This is a genomic window from Streptomyces sp. Z26, assembly GCF_003665095.1.
GTDB classification, from domain to species: Bacteria; Actinomycetota; Actinomycetes; order Streptomycetales; family Streptomycetaceae; genus Streptomyces; species Streptomyces phytohabitans.
In genome coordinates, this window is sequence record NZ_RCHV01000002.1 from 2523423 (window position 1) to 2542869 (window position 19447).

At 73.6% G+C, this 19447-nt stretch carries 16 protein-coding genes; 10 read left to right on the forward strand and 6 right to left on the reverse strand.

Annotated features, from left to right (window positions below):
* Window positions 1–90: 90 nt before the first annotated feature.
* Complete coding sequence (locus tag D7M15_RS11150) at window positions 91–3012, forward strand: NHLP bacteriocin export ABC transporter permease/ATPase subunit (RefSeq protein ID WP_121520596.1); 2922 nt, start codon at window positions 91–93, stop codon at window positions 3010–3012.
* 118 nt (window positions 3013–3130) lie between these two features.
* On the opposite strand, the gene D7M15_RS11155 is transcribed toward D7M15_RS11150, so the two are convergent.
* The gene (locus D7M15_RS11155) at window positions 3131–3985 is read right to left on the reverse strand and encodes a TetR/AcrR family transcriptional regulator (protein WP_121517369.1); all 855 of its coding nucleotides are present in this window, start codon (window positions 3983–3985) and stop codon (window positions 3131–3133) included.
* A gap of 137 nt (window positions 3986–4122) precedes the next feature.
* Between D7M15_RS11155 and D7M15_RS11160 the strand changes: the two genes are divergently transcribed.
* Together D7M15_RS11160 and D7M15_RS11165 are read left to right on the forward strand one after the other, a co-directional pair.
* Window positions 4123–5346: a DUF418 domain-containing protein gene (locus D7M15_RS11160; RefSeq protein ID WP_121517370.1), complete on the forward strand. Its 1224-nt coding sequence runs from the start codon at window positions 4123–4125 to the stop codon at window positions 5344–5346.
* 291 nt (window positions 5347–5637) lie between these two features.
* Complete coding sequence (locus tag D7M15_RS11165; protein ID WP_121517371.1) at window positions 5638–7185, forward strand: AMP-binding protein; 1548 nt, start codon at window positions 5638–5640, stop codon at window positions 7183–7185.
* A 263-nt stretch (window positions 7186–7448) separates the two neighbouring features.
* Here the strand turns inward: D7M15_RS11165 and D7M15_RS11170 are convergent, their stop codons facing one another.
* Window positions 7449–7895, reverse strand: coding sequence for an ATP-binding protein (locus D7M15_RS11170; protein ID WP_121517372.1), 447 nt, complete (start codon window positions 7893–7895; stop codon window positions 7449–7451).
* 308 nt (window positions 7896–8203) lie between these two features.
* Between D7M15_RS11170 and D7M15_RS11175 the strand changes: the two genes are divergently transcribed.
* The 5 genes from D7M15_RS11175 to D7M15_RS11195 all read left to right on the forward strand — a co-directional run bounded on the left by D7M15_RS11175 (window position 8204) and on the right by D7M15_RS11195 (window position 13572).
* Window positions 8204–9076 (forward strand): helix-turn-helix transcriptional regulator, encoded by an 873-nt coding sequence (locus D7M15_RS11175; RefSeq protein ID WP_121517373.1) that lies wholly within the window; start codon window positions 8204–8206, stop codon window positions 9074–9076.
* On the forward strand, window positions 9073–9324 hold the full coding sequence (locus D7M15_RS11180; protein WP_121517374.1) for a DUF397 domain-containing protein: 252 nt from the start codon (window positions 9073–9075) through the stop codon (window positions 9322–9324). Before D7M15_RS11175 ends, D7M15_RS11180 begins: the two co-directional genes overlap by 4 nt.
* 77 nt (window positions 9325–9401) lie before the next feature.
* Window positions 9402–10235: an SAM-dependent methyltransferase gene (locus D7M15_RS11185; RefSeq protein WP_121517375.1), complete on the forward strand. Its 834-nt coding sequence runs from the start codon at window positions 9402–9404 to the stop codon at window positions 10233–10235.
* Between the two features lie 489 nt (window positions 10236–10724).
* Window positions 10725–11045: a hypothetical protein gene (locus D7M15_RS11190; protein ID WP_121517376.1), complete on the forward strand. Its 321-nt coding sequence runs from the start codon at window positions 10725–10727 to the stop codon at window positions 11043–11045.
* 169 nt (window positions 11046–11214) lie between these two features.
* Entirely contained in the window at window positions 11215–13572 is a 2358-nt protein-coding gene (locus D7M15_RS11195) for a LuxR C-terminal-related transcriptional regulator (RefSeq protein WP_121517377.1), read from the forward strand.
* A gap of 445 nt (window positions 13573–14017) precedes the next feature.
* Here the strand turns inward: D7M15_RS11195 and D7M15_RS11200 are convergent, their stop codons facing one another.
* Window positions 14018–14887, reverse strand: coding sequence for a helix-turn-helix transcriptional regulator (locus tag D7M15_RS11200; RefSeq protein WP_121517378.1), 870 nt, complete (start codon window positions 14885–14887; stop codon window positions 14018–14020).
* Between the two features lie 272 nt (window positions 14888–15159).
* On the opposite strand from D7M15_RS11200, the gene D7M15_RS11205 reads away from it, so the two are divergent.
* Both D7M15_RS11205 and D7M15_RS11210 read left to right on the forward strand, forming a co-directional pair.
* Window positions 15160–15960 carry an SDR family oxidoreductase gene (locus tag D7M15_RS11205; RefSeq protein ID WP_121517379.1) on the forward strand — a complete coding sequence of 267 codons (801 nt, stop codon included), beginning with the start codon at window positions 15160–15162 and terminating at the stop codon, window positions 15958–15960.
* An 82-nt stretch (window positions 15961–16042) separates the two neighbouring features.
* Entirely contained in the window at window positions 16043–16258 is a 216-nt protein-coding gene (locus tag D7M15_RS11210; protein ID WP_121517380.1) for a tautomerase family protein, read from the forward strand.
* A gap of 52 nt (window positions 16259–16310) precedes the next feature.
* On the opposite strand, the gene D7M15_RS11215 is transcribed toward D7M15_RS11210, so the two are convergent.
* From D7M15_RS11215 to D7M15_RS11225, 3 genes are all read right to left on the reverse strand, one after another.
* Window positions 16311–17270, reverse strand: a complete 960-nt coding sequence (locus D7M15_RS11215) for a nuclease-related domain-containing protein (protein ID WP_121517381.1) — start codon at window positions 17268–17270, stop codon at window positions 16311–16313.
* 171 nt (window positions 17271–17441) lie between these two features.
* On the reverse strand, window positions 17442–18038 hold the full coding sequence (locus tag D7M15_RS11220) for an ATP-dependent Clp protease proteolytic subunit (RefSeq protein WP_165906233.1): 597 nt from the start codon (window positions 18036–18038) through the stop codon (window positions 17442–17444).
* A gap of 323 nt (window positions 18039–18361) precedes the next feature.
* Window positions 18362–19144, reverse strand: a complete 783-nt coding sequence (locus tag D7M15_RS11225) for an FHA domain-containing protein (protein WP_121517383.1) — start codon at window positions 19142–19144, stop codon at window positions 18362–18364.
* Window positions 19145–19447 lie beyond the last annotated feature (303 nt).

Genomic DNA, 19447 nt, shown 5'->3' on the forward strand with positions numbered 1-19447 from the left:
ACGTACGCGAACGACGGGTACGCGGAAGGCGCGTACCCGGACGGCGCGCCTCCCGCGGACACGTACACAAACGCGCACTGGCAGCAGACGGTGCTCTCGGCGCTGGGCGGACTCGGCACGCCCGTCGACCACTCCGGACGCGGCAGCGTCCCGCTCGAAGGGCCGCACGTGCTGTGGCTCGTGGTGTCGGGCGCCACCGACCTTTTCGCCGTGGACGCGCGGGAGGAGGGCAACTGGCACTTCCTCGGCCGCCTCGGCCCCGGCACCCTCACCCTGGGCCCGCTCCAGGGCCCGCGGCACACGCTGATCACCCGGCCGCTGCGGGGCTGCGAACTACGACGCATCGGCCTGCGGGAACTGCTCACCCCCGCGTACGACACCCAGGGCGGCTTCCCTCCGGGGAACCTCGCGACGGAGGCGTACGGAAACGGGTACGACAGCGGGCAGTACGACCTGAGCGGCCTGGACACCGGTGGCGCCACCGGCACCGCGGGTGCCCCGCTGTCGCCGCTGGAGACCGCGTTCGCGCTCGGTGTCGGGCAGAGCCTGCGCGTCCTGGTCGAAGCCCCCATGGAGGCGATGAACGGCGGGGACGGCTCCGGCGTCGCGGGCGGCTTCGGGCACCCGGGCGACCCGGGGTACCCGGGCACGGCGGACGGCCACGAGGCGCTGAGCATGGAGCTGATGCCGGGGAGCGTGCGCTACGGCGCCGAGTTCGCCCCGGGCGCCGCGGGCGAGCTGCTCATCGACGGCACGACCTGGCAGCGGCTGGTCAACCAGCAGTACCGGCTGCTGGACGCCCTCGACCGCTGGATCGAGCACCGCGAACGCGCCCACGAGGACCGTACGGCGGCGGGCCTGGAAGCGGGCGAGGCCGTACGCGACGAGGCGAACCGGGCACTCGTCGAGTCCGTCCGCTCGTCACGCGGGCCGACCGGCGGCGGCTCCGCCGCGGGGACCGACGCGACCCTCGCGGTCTGCCGCCGGGTCGCGCGCGCGGCGGGCATCACGCTGTCCGCGTCGGAGGGTTCCCTCGGCGGGGACGAACGTACGGACCCGGTGGAACGCGTCGCCCTGTCCTCCCGTATCCGTACGCGCCCCGTCTCGCTCTCCGGCGAGTGGTGGCGCCGGGACTCGGGCCCGCTGGTGGGGCACCGCCGGTCGAGCGGCTCGCCGGTGGCGCTGCTGTGGCGTCGCGGCCGGTACGAGGCGTACGACCCGGACGGCCGCCGTACGCGGCTCAACGCGGCGTCCGCGAGCCGGATCGCCGAACGGGCCGTCATGTTCTACCGACCGCTGCCCGACCGGCCGTTGAGCGCCTGGCGTCTGGCCCGCTTCTGCCTCCAGGGCACCCGCCGGGACCTGCGCGACCTGGCGCTCGGCGGGCTCGTCGCCGTCGCCCTCGGCGCACTCGTGCCCCTCGCCACCGGCCGGGTGCTCGGCGTCTACGTGCCGAACGCCGAGACCGACCTCATCGTGCAGGTGTCCCTCGCGCTGGTGGTCAGCGCCCTGGTGTCCGCCGTCTTCATGCTGCTCCAGAACCTGTCGATCCTGCGCATGGAGGGGCGCATCGAGGCCACCCTGCAACCCGCCGTGTGGGACCGCCTGCTGCGGCTCCCCACCCGGTTCTTCGCGGAACGCTCCACGGGCGAACTCGCCAGCTCCGCCATGGGGATCAGCGCCATGCGCCGTGTGTTGTCAGGCGTCGGCCCCGTGGCCGTGCAGTCCGGCACGGTCGGCACCATGAACCTCGCTCTGCTGCTGTACTGCAGCGTGCCCCTCGCGCTGGCGGCGATCGCGCTGCTGGCCGTGGTCGCCTGCTCGTTCCTCGTCATGGGGCTGTGGCAGGTCCGCTGGCAACGCCGACTGGTGCGGCTGAACAACCAGCTCAACAACCAGGCGTTCCAGACCCTCCGCGGCCTCCCCAAGCTGCGCGTCGCGGCGGCGGAGAGCTTCGCGTACGCGGCGTGGGCGCGGGAGTTCGCCCGCAGCCGGGAGTTGCAGCAGCGGGTGGGGCGCGTCAAGAACCTCACAACCGTGCTGAACGCGGTCTATCTGCCGTTCTGTTCGCTGGGTGTGTTCATGTTGCTGGCCGGCCCGGCGCGCGGCTCGCTGTCCGCGAGCGAGTTCCTCACGTTCAACACCGCCGTGACGATGATGCTCACCTCGGCCACGCAACTGACGGGGGCGCTGGTGTCGGTGGCGGCGGTGCTGCCGATGTACGAGCAGGTGCGGCCCGTGCTGCGCGCGCTGCCCGAGGTGTCGGGACGCAGCACCCTGCCCGCCACGCTGACGGGCCGTGTGGAGGCCCGCGGTCTGACGTTCCGCTACTCCCCGGACGGGCCGCTCGTCATCGACGACGTGTCCCTCCGGGTGGAGCCCGGCGAGTTCGTGGCCGTCGTCGGGGAGAGCGGGTGCGGCAAGTCCACCCTGCTGCGGCTGCTCATCGGCTTCGACGCCCCGGTGTCCGGCAACGTCCTCTACGACGGGCAGGACCTGTCCGCGCTGGACCAGGCGGCCGTACGGCGGCAGTGCGGCGTGGTGCTCCAGAACGCGCAGCCGTTCACGGGCTCGATCATGGACTGCATCCGCGGCACGGAGTCGTACACCGCCGAGGAGGTGTGGGCGGCCGCCGCGATGGCGGGGCTGGCGGAGGACATCAAGCGCATGCCGATGGGGATGCAGACGATGCTGTCCGACGGCAGCGCCGTGTCGGGAGGGCAGCGTCAGCGCCTGATGATCGCGCAGGCGCTCATCCGCCGCCCCCGCGTGCTCTTCTTCGACGAGGCCACCAGCGCCCTCGACAACGAGGCGCAGCGGGTCGTGATCCGCAGCACCCAGGAGCTGCGTGCGTCACGTGTCGTGATCGCGCACCGCCTGTCGACGATCATGGACGCGGACCGGGTGCTCGTCATGTCGGAGGGCCGGATCGTCCAACAGGGCACCCCCGCCGAACTGCTGGCGGACCCCGCAGGCCGCTTCCGCGAGCTGGTACGGCGCCAGCTGCGCTGACCGGCGTACGGGAGGGGCGGCGGCCCGTACGGTGCCTCCCTCCGCGTCCGGTGTCGTGTCTCTCCGCGGCTGCCTCGCCGGGGGTCTCGCCGTGCCCACTGTTTCCGCTGTCCTCGCGCTACCCGTCCGCGTCCCGCGCGTCGGCCACGGCGACGGCGATGCCGTCGAGGAGCCGTTCGAGGCCGAAGAGGAAGTCGGGGTCGCTCGCGGGGTCGTCGTACGCGCCGTCCCGGACCGCCTCGAAGAGGCCCGACGCCAGCAGCCGCGCCATCTGCGGGAAGCGGTCCGGGGCGATCAGGCGGGAGAGGGCGCGGGCGTGGACGCGCTCGGCCTCCGCCTGGTCCATGTCCGTACCGCTGCGGCCCTCGGCCTGCTCCTGGGACAGCAGCGAGGTGTGCCGTACGTAGCCGCTGACCAGGGTCAGCGCGCCGACCTTCGCCCCCCAGTCCAGTCCGGTGCCGCCGAGCGCGCTCAGCCCTGCCTCCATCCACGCGACCTCGTGGGGGCCCGACGGCGGGCCCGTGAGGGGCAGCCGCGGGAGCCAGGGGCGCCGGTGGTTGACGAGGCGCTGGGCGACGGCCCAGCGGCGCAGGTCGCGGCGCCACGGGGGCCGTCCGGTGGACGGGTCCGCGGGGGCCGCGTCCGGGTCCGGCGTGTCAGCGGTCTCCACGGGGGAGGGGGTCGCGGCGCTCAGGGCGTCGGGTGGGTCGCCGAGGGCGAAGTCACGCATGAGGGCGAGGAGTTCGTCCTTGGAGCCGACGTGCCGGTAGAGGGACATCGGGGAGACGCCCAGCTGCTTGGCGATCTTCGGCAGTGTCGCGGCGCCGAGCCCGTCGCGGTCCGCGAGGGCCACGCCCGCGCGGACGACCCGTTCGGTGTCGAGGGCGGCGGGCCTGCCGAGGCCCGAACCCGTGGCCGGGAGCCGCCACAACCGTACGAGGGCGGCGGGCGCCCTCTCCTCGTCGGCAGGCATCGCTCTCCGTTCCTCGGTGTCCCGACTCCCCCGATTCCTGCGGGACATCATGGCGCACTTCTTAGTTTCTCTCATATAGTTTATAAGATACATTAAGTGAGCCCGGCACATCCGCCGCTCCGCACCCGGAGGCCCCGATGCCCCTGTCCGCCCCTGCCCGTACGGAGCACCTCGTGCGCGGGCCCGTCCGCCGTACGGAGCGCGCTCTCGCGCCCGATCTCGCCCGTGGCTCGATGCTGCTGTTCATCGCCCTGGCGAACGCGGCGGTGTTCACCTTCGCCAGCCAGCCGGGCGCCGAGCCGTCACCGCACGGGTGGGAACGCCCGTTCAACCTCGCCATGTTCGTCTTCGTCCACGCCCGCGCCTTCCCGATGTTCGCCGTCATGTTCGGCTACGGGCTGGTGCAGCTCGCCCGGCGCCAGGAGGCCGCGGGAGCCTCTCCCGCCTCCGCGCGCGCGGTGCTGCTCCGGCGGAACGGGTGGCTGCTCGCGTTCGGCCTCGCGCACGCCGCGCTGCTCAACTTCGGTGACTTCCTGGGCGCCTACGGCATCGTCGGCGTCCTCGTCACCCTGCTGATCCTGCGCCGCGGGGAACGCGTCCAGCGCGTCGTGCTGTGGCTGTGGTCACTCTCCGCGGTGTACGCGGCCGCGCTCGCCGCCCTCGCCGGGTACCGCGCCGCGCAGAGCGGCCCGGGGGCGGCCACCGTCCCGGAGGGCGCCGTCGACTCGCTCTCCGCGCCGGACTACGCCACGTCGGTGGCCGACCGGCTCGCCGAGTGGCCGGTGCACACGCTGACCGTCCTGCCGATCCTCGTCATCGTCTGGCTGGGTGCCTGGGCGGCGCGTCAGCGCGTGCTGGAGGAGCCGGCCCGGCACCGGCGCCTGCTGCTCGGCACCGCCGTGGCCGGGCTCGGTGTCGCCTTCGCGGGCGGTGTCCCCCTCGGCCTGGTCTCCGCCGGGTACGCGCACGTGGACGAGGCCACCGCGGAGTCCTTCACCCGGCTCTACGAGGTGTCGGGCCAGTTCGCGGGTCCGGGTTACGTGGCGCTGTTCGGACTGCTCGCCCTCCGCCTGACCCGCACCCGTACGGCCGGGGAGCAGCCGCGCGCCGTACGGGCCGTCGCGGCCCTCGGCCAGCGGTCGCTGAGCGGCTACCTCTGCCAGTCGCTGGCCTGGGTGCTGCTCCTGTCGCCCTTCGCCCTCGCACTCGGCGAGCGCACCGGGGAGCCGACCCTGGCCGCCGCGCTGAGCGCCGTGCTGGTCTGGCTCGCCACGGTCGCCGGGGCGGACGCGCTGGGGCGCCGCTCCCTGCCGGGCCCCGCCGAGAAGCTGCTGCGGCGGCTGACCTACGGGCGGAGGTGAGCCGTCGCCACGGGCGGCCACCCCGGTCCGCCGCCCCGAGCCGTCTTTCCGGAGCCGCCACCCCGGAGCCCCCGGACCGTCGCCCGTACGGACGTGAAGCACGTACCGCGCGCGCGGTGCGGGCGAAGTGCCCGACGGACGGCGGAACGCACGCCCGTACGGACGCCACCGTGGGCCGCACCCCCCGAAGCCGCACCTCCCGACGCCTCCACCTCTCCGGTGTCCTGTGCGAAGGTGGCCGGGATACGCGACTGCCCGCCCGTACGACGAACCGCGCCAGCCGGAGGTCCCGTGTTCGTGCCGTTGAGCGTCCCCGACTTCATCGACCGCGCCGTGCAGGTCTACGGCGACCGCACGGGTGTGGTGGACGAGCCCGACCAGCCGGCGCCCTCGCTCGGAGAGCTGACGTACGCCCAGCTCGGCTCCCTCGCCCGGCGCCAGGCCGCCCGCCTGGACGAGCTGGGCGTGCGCCACGGCGAGCGGGTCGCGGTGGTCAGCCACAACAGCGCGCGGCTGCTCACGTCGTTCTTCGGCGTCGCCGGGCACGGACGGGTGCTGGTCCCGGTCAACTTCCGGCTGAGTCCGGACGAGGTCGCGTACATCGTCGAGCACTCCGGCGCCCGCGTGCTGGTCGTCGACCCGGAGCTGCGGGACGCGCTGAAGGACGTACGGGCGGAGCACGCGATCGTCCTCGGTGACGACGACGCGCTGTACGCGCCCGAGGGTGTCGAGCCGGAGCCCTGGGAGCCGGACGAGTCCGCGACCGCCTGCATCAACTACACGTCGGGCACGACCGCCCGCCCCAAGGGCGTCCAGATCACCCACCGCAACATCTGGACGAACGCGGTCACCTTCGCACTGCACACGACGGTGAGCGACCGGGACGTGTATCTGCACACCCTCCCGATGTTCCACGCCAACGGTTGGGGCATGCCGTTCGCGATGACCGGTCTGGGCGTCCCGCAGATCGTCATCCGGAAGATCGACGGGACGGAGATCCTCCGCCGGATCGAGCGGCACGGCGTCACCGTCCTGTGCGCGGCCCCGGCCGTGGCGGCGGCCGTGCTGGAGGCGGCGCGGAGCTGGCGGGGCGAGATCCCCGGCCGCGACCGGGTGCGGATCATCATGGCGGGGGCGCCGCCGCCCACGCAGACGGTGGTGCGCGTGGAGCGGGAGCTGGGCTGGGAGTTCATCCAGATCTACGGTCTGACCGAGACGTCGCCGCTGCTGACGGTGAACCGTTCGCGGGCGGAGTACGACGGCCTGTCGCCCGAGGAGCGCGCCACGAGGCTGACGCGGGCGGGCGCGCCCGCGCTCGGCGTACGGCTCTCCGTCGACGCGCCGGACGAGAGCGGCACGGGCGAGGTGCTGGCCCGCTCGAACGTCGTGCTGGAGGGCTACTGGCAGCAGCCCGAGGAGACCGAACGGGCGCTCCGCGACGGCTGGTTCCACACCGGGGACGGCGGAGCGGTCGAGGGGGACGGCTATCTCACGATCAGCGACCGCAAGAAGGACGTCATCATCACCGGCGGCGAGAACGTGTCGTCGATCGAGGTCGAGGACACGCTGTTCTCCCACCCCGCCGTCTCCGAGGTCGCCGTCATCGGTGTGCCCAGCGAGAAGTGGGGCGAGACGGTCAAGGCGCTCGTCGTGCTGGCGCCGGACACGTCCGCCTCGGAGGCCGAGCTGATCGCCTGGTGCAAGGCCAGGGCGGCGGGCTACAAGGCGCCGACGTCCGTCGAGTTCCGTACGGAGCTGGCCCGTACGGCGACGGGGAAGCTCCAGAAGTTCAAGCTGCGGGCGCCGTACTGGGAGGGCTACGACCGCCAGGTGCACTGACCGGCACACCGAACGGGAACGGCGTGCCCGCGCGCGGGCACGACTTTCGCGCGGACGGGCCTCACATGGGCACGCCTGACCATGGGCACGCCTGACACGGGCACACCTCACGCGGACACTTCTGCGGAAGACCGCGTGCCGGAACGCGACCTCCGTAAGGTGCGCGTTCGTACGGCGCGCGTTTCTCCGGCGGCACACGGCGTGGCCGCGTTCCGTGCGGCCGCGCCATGTGTGTGCGTCCGTGCCGTCCGCCGTCGCCGCGTTCAGTACGAGGTCGTCAGCGTCGCCCACACGGCGTTCCCGCCGGTGAGCGCCGACCTGTCGACCCCCCACGAGTCCGCGATCTCCTGGACGAGCAGGAGCCCTCGGCCGCCCTCGTCGTCCGGCCCCGGCGCGCACCGGGAGAGGGAGCCGCTGGAGTAGTCGTGGTCGTGCACCTCCACCCGGAGGCAGCGGTCGTTGACGAGTCCGACGCCGCACAGGAAGTGCGCGCTGGGCGTGTGCCGTACCGCGTTGGTGGCCAGCTCGGAGACGAGCAGGACGGCGTCCTCGCGCAACTCACCGGGCAGGCACCAGGCGGTCAGGGGTGCGGTCAGCGAACGACGGGCGACCCCGACGCTGGAGCGGTGTGCCGGTAGCTTCAGCCAGTGGGTTCGTTCCGTGTTCCCGACGTCTAACAGCTGGGGGAGGGAAGTCGTGTGGGATGACACCGTTGTCGCCTTCAATCGGGGGGCGCAGTCAGGAGACAGGGCAGGTGAGCCACGGGCCTACCGGACGGGGGGTGTACCGGTGCGGGCCCGTTCACCGATCACGAGAGCACGCCAACTCGACGCGGATCGCGACAGGTTGGCGTGTACGCGCTCACGCAGGGCGTGGTCACTCACAGAAGTCACTATGCTCGTAGCCCAGTTCATACTGCAACCGTCTCCCTGATAATTTCAGCAGGACGGTATCCTTCTAGCAGCATCATCAAGTCGCTGTCAGACTCGTACGGGTGACGGCCCCTCAGGAGGTAGGCGTGAACGAATCTCGTTCGGGCACGGGCGGCAGCGCACCCACCGTCCTCCGGATGATCCTCGGACGCCGCCTCCACGACATGCGACAGGCCGCGGACGTGTCCCTGGAGGACGCGGCCAAGACACTCCGCGTGAAGCCCCTGACCATCCGTCGGCTGGAGAAGGCGGAGGTCGGCCTCAAGCCCCTCTACGTCGAGAAGCTGCTGGAGACCTACGGGGCGGAACAGCAGGAGATCGACGAGTTCGTCGACCTGGCCGAGCGCGCCAACGAGCCCGGCTGGTGGCACGCGTACCGGGACGTGGTGCCCAACTGGTTCACCGCCTACGTCAGCCTGGAGACGGGCGCCAAGACGCTGCGCACCTACGAGCCGCACTACGTCACCGGGTTGCTCCAGACCTACCCGTACGCGCGTGCCGTGCTCGGCGGCGGCTTCCCCAACGAGAACGACGAGGACCTCGAACGCCGCGTCGATCTGCGGTTACGCCGCCAGGGACTGTTGGAGAAGTCCGACGCCCCGACGCTGTGGGTCGTGATGGAGGAGGCCGTGCTGCACCGCGCGGTCGGTGGTCCGGAGGTCATGCGGGAGCAGATAGACCGGCTCCTGGAGGTCTCGGAACTGGACCATGTGAGCGTCGACGTCGTGCCGTTCTCCGCGGGCGCGCACGTCGGGGCGTGCGCCCCCTTCACCTACTTCCGGTTCGAGGAACCGGAACTTCCCGACGTCGTCTACAGCGAGATCCTCACCGGCTCCATGTACCTGGATCAGCGCTCCGACGTCGTCGCTCATCTGGAAGCGCACAACCGCATGTCCCTGCTGACCTCGTCCGCGGACAGCAGGGCGGTCCTGAACCGCATGCGCAAGGAGTACTCATGACCATCATGGACGGCCATGTCTACAACGGGATGCCTGCGCTGCTCCTGGGCGAGCAGGGCTGGGAGTGCCCGTGGAGCGGTCCCAACGGGGGCCAGTGCGTGGAGACGAAACAACTCGCGGACGGGCGTGTGGCGTTGCGCCAGTCGACCGATCCCACCGGTCCCGCGCTCATCTACACGCCGCAGGAACTCGCCGCGTTCGTCGCGGGGGTCAAGAGAGGGCTGGCCGACCATCTGACGGCCGGCTGAACCACCGACGAGCGGGAAGGAACCGGCCCCGGCCGCGGCCTCCCCGGCGCACCACGCACACCGCTGAAGGGGATGAGATGACCAACCGCCAGGCCGCCCGGGACATCGACACGAGCAGGCCGCACTCCGCCCGCATGTACGACTACTACCTCGAGGGCAAGGACCACTTCGAGGTGGACAAGCAGGCCGCCGAGGCCGTCGCCGTCGCGTACCCGGGGATCTTCGTGTGCGCCCGCGAGAACCGCGCGTTCATGCACCGCGCGACCCGGGTCCTGGCCCGCGAGCACGGCATCCGGCAGTGGCTGGACATCGGCACCGGCATCCCCACGGAGCCGAACCTGCACCAGGTCGCGCAGTCCGTGGTGCCCGAGGCCCGGGTGGTGTACGCCGACAACGACCCGCTGGTGCTCAAGTACGCGGAGCGCCTGATGCGCAGCACGCGTCAGGGCCGCACCACGTACATAGAGGCGGACGTCAACGACCCGCAGACGCTCCTCGACGCCCCCGAGCTGGGCGAGATACTGGACACGCGGCAGCCGGTGGCGCTGTCCCTGAACGCCCTCATGCACTTCGTCACCGACGACCAGGACCCGTACGGCATCGTCGAACGGTTGCTCGCCGTGCTCCCGTCGGGCAGCGCGCTGGCCCTGAGCCACTGCACGCCGGACTTCGACCCGGACACCTGGGCGAAGGTCACCGACATCTACACCGGCTCCGGTACGCCCGTGCGGTTCCGCCCGCAGAGGGACGTCGCGCGGTTCTTCGACGGCCTCGACCTGCTCGACCCCGGGATAACCGTCGGTCACCGCTGGCGCCCGGACGCCGTGGACGGCGCCGCCGCCGAGAACGCCGCACCCGCGCCCTCGGACGCCGAGGTCAGCCTGTGGGTCGGCGTGGGCATCAAGCCGTAACGCCCCTGCGGAGTCGTTACGGTCGTCCGCGCGCGCGGTGGGCACGAAGTACGCGAGGGGTCAGCGCACGCGCAGCACGGTCTTGCCACGCGGACCGGTCACCGCCCGTACGTCTCCGCCGAGGGCGCGCGCGGTGCCTCGTCCAGGGGCAACCCGGCGCCGATGACCGGGCGGAGGGTGCCCTCGGTGACGAGCCGGGCGAGCGCGGCGAGACGTTCCGGCTTGCGGTCGAGGCGGTGGTTCGCGCTCCGGACGCGCCCGTCCGCGAGGAGCGCGCCCCGCGACGGCGGCGGCCACTCCCGGGGTGACGGCGCCGCCGCCGACGGTGTCGAGGACCGCGTCCACGCCCTCGGGCGCGAGCCTCCGCAGGGCGCCTCCGCAGTGCGCCCTCCAGCGGCTCCCCGCCGCGTACGACCACCTCGGTCGCGCCCAGCTCCCGTACGCCACCCGCGGCTCGACCGCGACCACCCGCTGCCCGGTGCGGTCGAGGTGTGCCTGACCGACCTCGGGGTGCGCCCGGCGGAGGTCGACGGCCTGGCGGAGCGGCAGATCGACGGCGGGGCGTGGCGGACCTCCCGCAGCTGCTCACGCTCGTCGGGCTCGGTACGGCGCGTGCGGTCCTCCCGGCGTCGCTCGCCGCCCGCCGCCCGCAGCGGGCGGTGGCGTACGTGCCCCGGGGTGGACCGCCCGCCCGCCACGCTGGTCGTGGCCTGGCCGGAGCACTCGCGGAGCCGGGGCGTGGCCGCGCTGGTACGGGCGGCGCCGACGGTCGCGGAGCGGCGGGGCACGGGGGCGTCCGCCGGGGCGTGACGCCCGGTCGTCCGCCGGGAGCGGGAGCGGTGTCCGCGCGCGAACTCCCGGCGCGCGCCCGTACCACCGGCGCCCGGGTCGGCGCCCGGATACGCCGCTCACGCCTTGTTCACGCTCCGAATCCGCTTACGTACGCTGTGCTGGGATCGATTTCTCACTCGGGAGTGGCATGGGATTCGGGTTCGGACAGCGCCGTGGCGGGGAACTCCCCGCGGAACTCACCAGCTTCGTCGGGCGCCAGGAGGAGATCGCTCTCGTCGGCGACGAGTTCGAGCGCGGCCGCCTCGTGACCCTCGTCGGCCCCGGCGGCGTCGGCAAGAGCCGTACGGCACTGCGCGCCGCCGCCGCGCTCGCCCCGCGCTTCCCGGACGGGGTGTGGCTGGTCGAGCTGTCGGCCCTGCGCGACCCCGGCCTGGTCCCGTCGACGCTCGCCGCCGTGCTGGAACTGCCCGAGCAGTCCGGCATGGAGCCGCTCGACGCGATCGTGGCGCACCTGCGGGAGCGACGGCTGCTGATCGTCCTCGACACCTGTGAACACCTCCTCGACGCCTGCGCGATGCTCTCCGACATCCTGCTCCGCGACGCCCCGGACGTGAGCGTGCTCGCGACCAGCCGCCAGCCCCTCGACGTACCGGGTGAGCACTGCGTGTACATCGCGCCGCTCGGTCCGGACGACGGGCTGGAGCTGTTCGTGCAGCGGGCCGCGGCGGTCGTGCCGGGCTTCACCGCGACCGACGACAGCGGGGAGCGGTTGCGCGCCCTAGTGGCACGGCTCGACGGCATCCCGCTCGCGCTGGAGCTGTCGGCCGTGCGGCTGCGCGCCGTGCCCCTCGCTGAACTGGTGTCCCGGCTCGACCACCGCTTCGAGGTGCTGACCGGCGGCCGTCGTACGGCACGGGACCGGCACCAGACACTGCGTACCGCCATCGACTGGTCGTACGAGCTGTGCACGCAGGAGGAGCGGGTGCTGTGGGCGCGGCTGACCGTGTTCGCGGGCTCCTTCGAGCTGTCCGCGGCGGAACAGGTGTGCGCGGGCGACGGGCTGACGCGGGAACAGGTGCTGGAGACGCTGATCGGGCTCGTCGACAAGTCCGTCGTGCAGCGCGTCGGCGCGCAGGGCGGGCGCTACCGGCTGCTGGACACCATCCGTGAGTACGGCGCCGACCGGCTGGCCGCGGCGGGCGGCGCGGACGCCGTACGGGAACGGCACTTCGCGTACTACCAGCGGTTGTGCTCCCGCTTCTGGGACGAGCTGCTGACGCCCGCACAGGTGGCGCTGCACCGCGCGGTACGGGACGACGCCGCGGACCTGCGGGAGGCGCTGGCGTTCGCGTACTCCGCGCCGGGGGAGGGCACGGAGTCCGCGGAGGGAGGGGTGGCGGGGCGCGGAGGGGAGGACCGCAGGGCGGCCCAGGGCCTGTGGATGGCGACGCAGCTCGGGCTGTACTGGCGGGCGGCCGGGATCCTCTCCGAGGGGCGGCACTGGATCGACAAGGGCCTCGCCCTCGTCCCGGAGGACTGCGCGGAACGGGCGTGGGGACTCTTCATGACCGGTGTGTTCGCCATGTGGACGGCGGACCTGGCGACGGCCCCGGTACGCATCACGGAGGCGCACGCCGTCGCCCGGCGGTCCGGCACGGAACGGGTGGCGCTGTTCACCGACGGGTATCTGGGCGCGCTGACCGCGCTCGGCCTCCTCGACGGCGACCCGGCCGCGGGGCTGGCGGAGCTGGAACGGGCCCGGCTGCGCATCGTCGCGGCGGACGACGGCCTCGGCATGGCCGTCATCCACAACGAGGGCGCGCTGCTGCGTGCCGTACTGGGCGACACCGCGGGCGCGTTGGAGCTGTGCGCGCTGGGGCTGGCGTACCTGGAGGACACCGGCGACCGCCAGTTCTACGCGTCCACCATGGCGGTCCGCGGCATCTGCCTGTGGCTGGCGGGCGAGCACGACGCGAGCGCGGAGCCGTTACGGCTGGCGCTGGAGGCGGCGGGCGAGATCGGGGAGGTCCTGGTGGCCGCGCTGGCGTGCCTGGCGCTGGCGTGGCACGCGGCGCGACAGGGGCGGTACGCCAGGGCGGGCTGGCTGCTGGGCTACGCGGAGAACGCGCGGCGGCTCAGCGGCGACCCCCTGGGCATGCTCCCCTCGCTGCTGGAGCAGCAGCAGTCGATGGGGAAGCAGGTGCGGTCGGCGCTCGGGGGCGCGGCGTTCGACCGCTGGCGCGCGGCGGGCGCGCGGATGTCCGGTACGGACGTGCTGGAGGCGGTGCGCGCCGACGTCGACGAGCCGCCCGCGGCCCGCCGCGAGGCCCCCGTCCCCCGGGCCCGGCGGCGGCCCGCCACGGAGGTGCTGACGCGGCGCGAACGGGAGGTCGCCGCGCTGGTGTCGCAGGGCCTGTCCAACCGCGAGGTCGCGGAGCGGCTGGTGATCTCCAAACGGACCGCCGACGCGCACGTCGAGCACATCCTCGCGAAGCTCGGCATCACGTCCCGTACGGACATCCCGGCGGCGGTCCCGGAGGGGTAGGCGACACGGCGCGGAGGGTACGTACGTCCGCCCGCCGCCATACGTACGCGCTGCGCCCCGACGGAGCCGTATACCTACGCGAGCGCGCGGTCCCGCCCACGCGTACGTACCCGCGCACCGCGCGCACAGTGGTGTCGTACGCCCCGTACGTGCGCGGCGGCACCGCGTAGGTATACGGAGTTGCCTCGTTGACGGGCGCGCGCATACCGATGTTCCGGTCTTACCGATGCGGCCGGACCACCCACCCGGCAGGCTTGGACCGCCGCCCGGGGGACCGGGCAGACGGGCACCGGCACTGTTGGTCAACCCCACGGCTGTCATGGCGAGGCGCCCGCGCTGTCTGCCCTCGGGTGGTGCGCCAGCGGGCCGCTGCCCCGGAGGAGGGGCAGCCGCCTGCCGCGTGCCGTACGGGCGGTGGCACAGGCGCCGGGCGCGTGGCCGGTGGTCAGCCGCGCTCGCCCGGGGAGGCGTTCTCGGACGCCATGTCCTGGGTGCCGATGACGGAGAGCAGTTCCAGCTGGGCGGCCCCACGGGTGCCGGGCGGCGCCGTGAACCACAGCAGGCGCTGACGCCCGTCCTCGCTGAACAGGCAGTGGCAGTCGACCTCCACGACCCCCAGCGAGGGGTGCGCGATCCGCTTGTGGTCGCTGCGGCGCAGCCCCACGTCGTGCGTGTCCCACAGGCAGGCGAACTCCTCGCTGCGCCGCCGCAGTTCGCGGACCATCCCGGCCACCGCGCTGTCACGGCCGCGCCGGGCGGCGACCGCTTGGAGGTCCGCGACGAACACGCGCGAGTGCTGCGGGTGGTCCTCCGGCGGGTAGAGGCCGCGGGCGGCGGGGTCGGTGAACCAGCGGTGGACGAGGCTCGCCCGGGGGCCGCTCACCGCCGGAGGACGGCCGACGAGCGCGGTGGCCAGCTCGTTCTGCGCGAGGGTCTCGTGCAGGTCGGTGATCACCTGCGCGGGAGTGGTGTCCAGCCTGTCCAGCAGGCCGAGCAGCGCGGGCTGCGCGTGCGCGCCGGGGCCGTGCGCCGTGTGCGGCAGCGGCCGGTCGGCCAGGTGGAAGAGGTGGTCGCGCTCGTCGCCGCCGAGGCGCAGCGCGCGGGCGAGCGCGGCGAGCACCTGCGCGGAGGGCTGGGCGCTGCGGCCGCGTTCCAGCTCCGTGTAGTAGTCCGCGGACAGCCCGGCGAGCTGCGCCACCTCCTCGCGGCGCAGCCCCGGCACCCGGCGGCGCGGCCCGGTGGGCAGGCCGACGTCGTCCGGGCGTACGCGGTCGCGACGGGTACGGAGGTAGGCGGCGAGCGCGGGAAGGTCCACACCCCCATCGTGGCCCCCGTCGCGGGGCGGAGCCAGGGGTTGCCGACCCCCGGGTGGGCGCAGCCGTGGCTGATCCGGCCGCGGCGGTCGAAGGTGGGTGGGGAGCGGACGACGGGCGGCGGACACCGGCCGCGCACGGGACCGCGGTATCGCGGCCACCGGCGGGGCGACCGTACGGCCTGCCGGTCCGCGTCCGTCCGTCCGTCCGTCCGCACACGCGGACACGCACCGCCCGAGCACGTACGGGCCCGAGCACGTACAGGAGTGACCCCATGACCGTTCCCGCCCCCACCCCCTCCCCTTCCGCCGACAGCCCGCACGATGTCGCGCTCCCCCCGCGCGGGGAGCAGCGGGTCGCCGTCGTCACCGGCGGCTCCCGCGGCATCGGCCGCCGTACGGTGCTGCGGCTGGCCGAGGACGGCTTCGCCGTCGTGGCCGGTTACGCCGGTAATCGCGAGCTGGCCGAGGACGCCGTCGCGGAGGTCGCCGCCGCGGGCGGCCGCGCGGTCGCCGTACGGGCCGACGTCGCGGACGAGCGGGCGGTGGCGGAGCTGTTCGGCACCGCCGAGGCGGAGTACGGCGGCGTCGACGTCGTCGTGAACGCCGCGGGCCGCATGGTGACGACCACCGTCGCGGAGCTGGACCTGGACGACCTCGACGAGCTGCACCGTACGAACATCCGCGGCACGTTCGTGGTGGCCCGGCAGGCGGCGCGCACGGTGCGCGCGGGTGGCGCGGTCATCACGTTCTCCACGTCCGCGATCGGCCTGGCCATGCCCGGTTACGGCGCGTACAACGCGAGCAAGGGCGCGGTCGAGGCGCTCACCCTGGTGCTGGCGCGCGAGCTGCGCGGCCGGGACGTCACCGTGAACGCCGTCGCGCCGGGGCCCACCGCGACCGACCTGTTCCTCGATGGCAAGGACGAGGCGACCGTGGCCCGGCTGGCCGCGCAGCCGCCGCTGGAGCGGCTCGGCACGCCCGAGGACATCGCGGAGGTCGTCGCCTTCCTCGCGGGCCCGGCCGGGCACTGGGTCAACGGCCAGGTGCTGCGCGCCAACGGCGGCATCGTCTGAGCCTGGCTCCCGAGCCCCCGGCCCCCACTCCGTACGCGCGCACCCGCGCCCGTATCCGCACCCACACACACGGAGGACATAAATGCCGTTCGCCACTTTCCGCGTCCCCGCGGGCAGCCTCACCCTGGAGCAGAAGGAACAACTGATCACCCGCACCACCGACCTGTACGCCGAGGTGTACGGGGAACGCGCCCGCGCCACCACCCTGGTGCTCGTCGAGGAGGTCACCGACGGTGGCTGGGGCATCGGGGGCGAGGTGCTGACCCTCGCCCGTCTGCGGGGAACGCCGGAGGGATGAGGCGCGCGACGCGGAGGGGTGAGGTGCGGAGCGCGGCAGGAGGGCGTACGGGTCAGGCGTCCGTCCACGTACGGCGGTCCCGTGCCGCCGCGTGCACCTCGTCGATCCGCTGCGGGGTGAGCACGCCCGTCGCGGCGACCAGGGCGGCCAACTGGCGCCTCTCCACGGCCCGCACGTCGAGCAGCGCGGGCTCCACCCGCACCTCCGCCGCGTCCACGAAGACCAGCAGCGGGGTGACCTCGACGGCGGCGCCGCAAGCGCGGGACAGGGCACGCGCGGCACGGCGGGCGGCGTCGCGGGTGACGCGTACGTAGGGGTGGCTCCGGCCGCCGATCTCCACGTCGTCCTCGCCCACCCGCACCTCCGCCCGCGGGTGGTACTCGGTGTCGGCGCAGAAGACCCCGCCGGGGCCGATCAGCAGGTGGTCGATGACGTCGTCCCCCGGCAGCGGCACCGAGTGCAGGGCGTGCCAGCGGGGCGGGCAGCGCCGCCGCAGTTCGGTGGCGACGGCTCGCTGCGCGCGGAGGGCCTCCTGCCAGGGGTCCGTCTCGCCGCGCAGGCGCAGCAGCCGGCGCAGACGCAGCACCGTGCGGTCACCGCCGAGGGCGTCCAGCTTGGCCTCCAGTGCCTCGCCGGGACGGTTGCGGGCGAGGTCGCCGCCCTCGTCGCTCCTGCCGGGGTCCGCGCCCCGCTGCGCCCCGGCCGCGTCGGTGCCGGGGCCGGTCCCGGAAGTGCCCGTCCGCGCGCGGGGAGGCGCGCCCGCGGCGCCGGGCGCCGTAGGGGACGTCGTACGGCCACGGGACGTCGTACGGCGCGGCGCCGCCGCCTCCGGGCCGCGCGCGGCGAGGTACGGGCCGAGGGCCTCCAGGGCGGCGGCCCGGCGGCTCTCGACGAGCACGGTGACCTCCCCGCTGCGGCAGTCGAGCCACGCGACGGCGGCGCCCTCGACCGTGCTCACGCACAGCCGTTCGTGCCCCTGCCGCTGCCACCGGGAGACATGCAGACCGCTCATCGTCCCCACCACCCCAAGTCGACCGCCGTACCGGCTGCCTCCCGTCCATGGGAGCAGCCGCCGGTCGCGCGGCACAAGGAGACTCTGCGCCAAGGGGGACTCCGCGCCGACGGGGCGCCGTACGACGGCGGTCGGCGGGCACCGGGCCGTCGGGTGGCGGGAGACGCGCCGTCAGGTGGCGGGCGTCGCCGGGCGGCCGCCGAGCGTGCCGGAGGCGCGGTCCAGTACGGCGTCGATCAGGCCGTACTCCTTGGCCTCCTCCGGCGTGAACCAGCGGTCGCGGTCCGAGTCGCGGACGACGTTCTCGACCGGCTGTCCGCTGTGCAGGGCGGTCAGTTCGGCCATCTCCCGTTTGGTCTCCACCAGTTGCCGGGCGTAGATCCGGACGTCCGAGGCGGACCCGGCGAGGCCCGCGGAGGGCTGGTGCATGAGGATGCGGGTGTGCGGCAGCGCGAACCGTTTGCCGGGGGCGCCCGCCGTCAGCAGGAACTGGCCCATGGAGGCGCAGAACCCCATCGCGATGGTGACGACGTCGTTCGGGATGTAGTGCAGCGTGTCGTACACCGCCATGCCCGCCATGACCGAGCCGCCGGGCGAGTTGAGGTAGAGGAAGATGTCGTCGGCGGAGTCGGCCGCGAGCATGAGGAGTTGCGCGGTGACGCGGTTCGCGACGTCGTCGTCGATCTCCTGGCCGAGGAAGACGATCCGGTCGTCCAGCAGCCGCTGGAACACCGGGTCGGCGTACGCGGCGGGCGCCGGTGCCGCCATTCCGCGGGGCTTTTCACGGGCAGGGGAAAGCATGGTGGCGACCATCGGTCTACTCCCGTTCTCCACGAGTCCCGGAATTCCGGGGGCCGGTCCTTTCGGCGGCGCGAACGGGACGGGAAAAGGGAAATTCCCGCTCGCTTTCCGTGAAGCTAGCACGTGCGCGCCGGCGTGCGAACGGGCCGGAACTGCCGCGTACGCGCGGTTCGCTGACAGCGGAGGGCCACGGCGCGCCTACCACCGGACGTCCGGAAACCACCGGCGTTTCGCGGTGGGCGGAGGAATTCACCGCACCGCGAAAAAGCCCGTCCTTTCTCCGACTTCCGTCAGAACGCGAGGTCTTCGGGATCGTCGTCGATCAGGCGGAGATCCGGCGGCACCAAAGTCGTGGATTCCACGAGGCCCTTGAGCAGGTTGTGGATGAGGTTGTCGTCGCAGGGCCCGCCGGAATCGGCTCCCTGGAGGAGCGTCTGCGGGAATCCGCCGTCGTTCAGCCGCTGCCGTACGACCCCCACCCGGTAGTCGATACGGCGCTCGCTCCAGGAGGCGCCCACGCTCAGGTAGTTCAGCTCCTCGGCGGCCTGGCGGTACGAGAGCGGGCGGGGCGCCTCCTCGTGACGCAGGTACCGCTGGCCGAGGACGACCAGCAGCAGCCGCTCGTCGTCGTCGAGCGGCCAGCGCTTCGGGGGCGGCGTGCCGGCACGCCGCCGCGGTCCGAGCCGCTGCTGGTCGGCGCCCGTCACGTACAGCTCCACCAGGTGCTCCCGGAGGCCCGAGCCCTCGACGAACAGCGGCGTGTAACCCTCCGCGAGCGGCACCGGGTCCGTGCTGCCGTGCATCAGCCTGCCGCGCGGGAGGCGTACGAGCTGCTGTCCGGTGTTCCGCAGCCACCACCGCCGGTCGTCGTACCGCAACTCGCCGTGCCGACGGCTCACCCGCAGGTCGCCCTCCCCGACGCACAGGTCGACGTCCGGCTCCTCCCCCCGGCCGAACCGCACGGTGCGCCCGGCACGGGGCACGACCTGGATGCCGCCGCCGACGGAACGCGCGTGGAGCGTCCCCGCGCTGGCGGGCGCGACACCGCGCGCCAGGCTGTCCGAATCGTGCATCGCCGTCCTCCTCGGTGCCGTGGGGACGCGCCCTCCCCCGTGATGTCCACACTGTGCCGCACCCGCGACGGGACCCCTCCCCCTCGCGTACGGCCCGGGGCGCGAACGGCCAGGACGGTGACCGCGGTTCGGCGGCGGCCCCGCGCGCGAGGTCGCCGCCCATGCGGCACAGCTCCCCCACGGGCCGCGAGCCGCCGAGGACGGGGTGCAGCACCGCCACGGCGGACCGCCCGCTCTGGTGCGCGTACGCCCGGTGCACCACCCGTACGAGGCACGGGTCGCCCTCGACCGCCTCCCCGACGA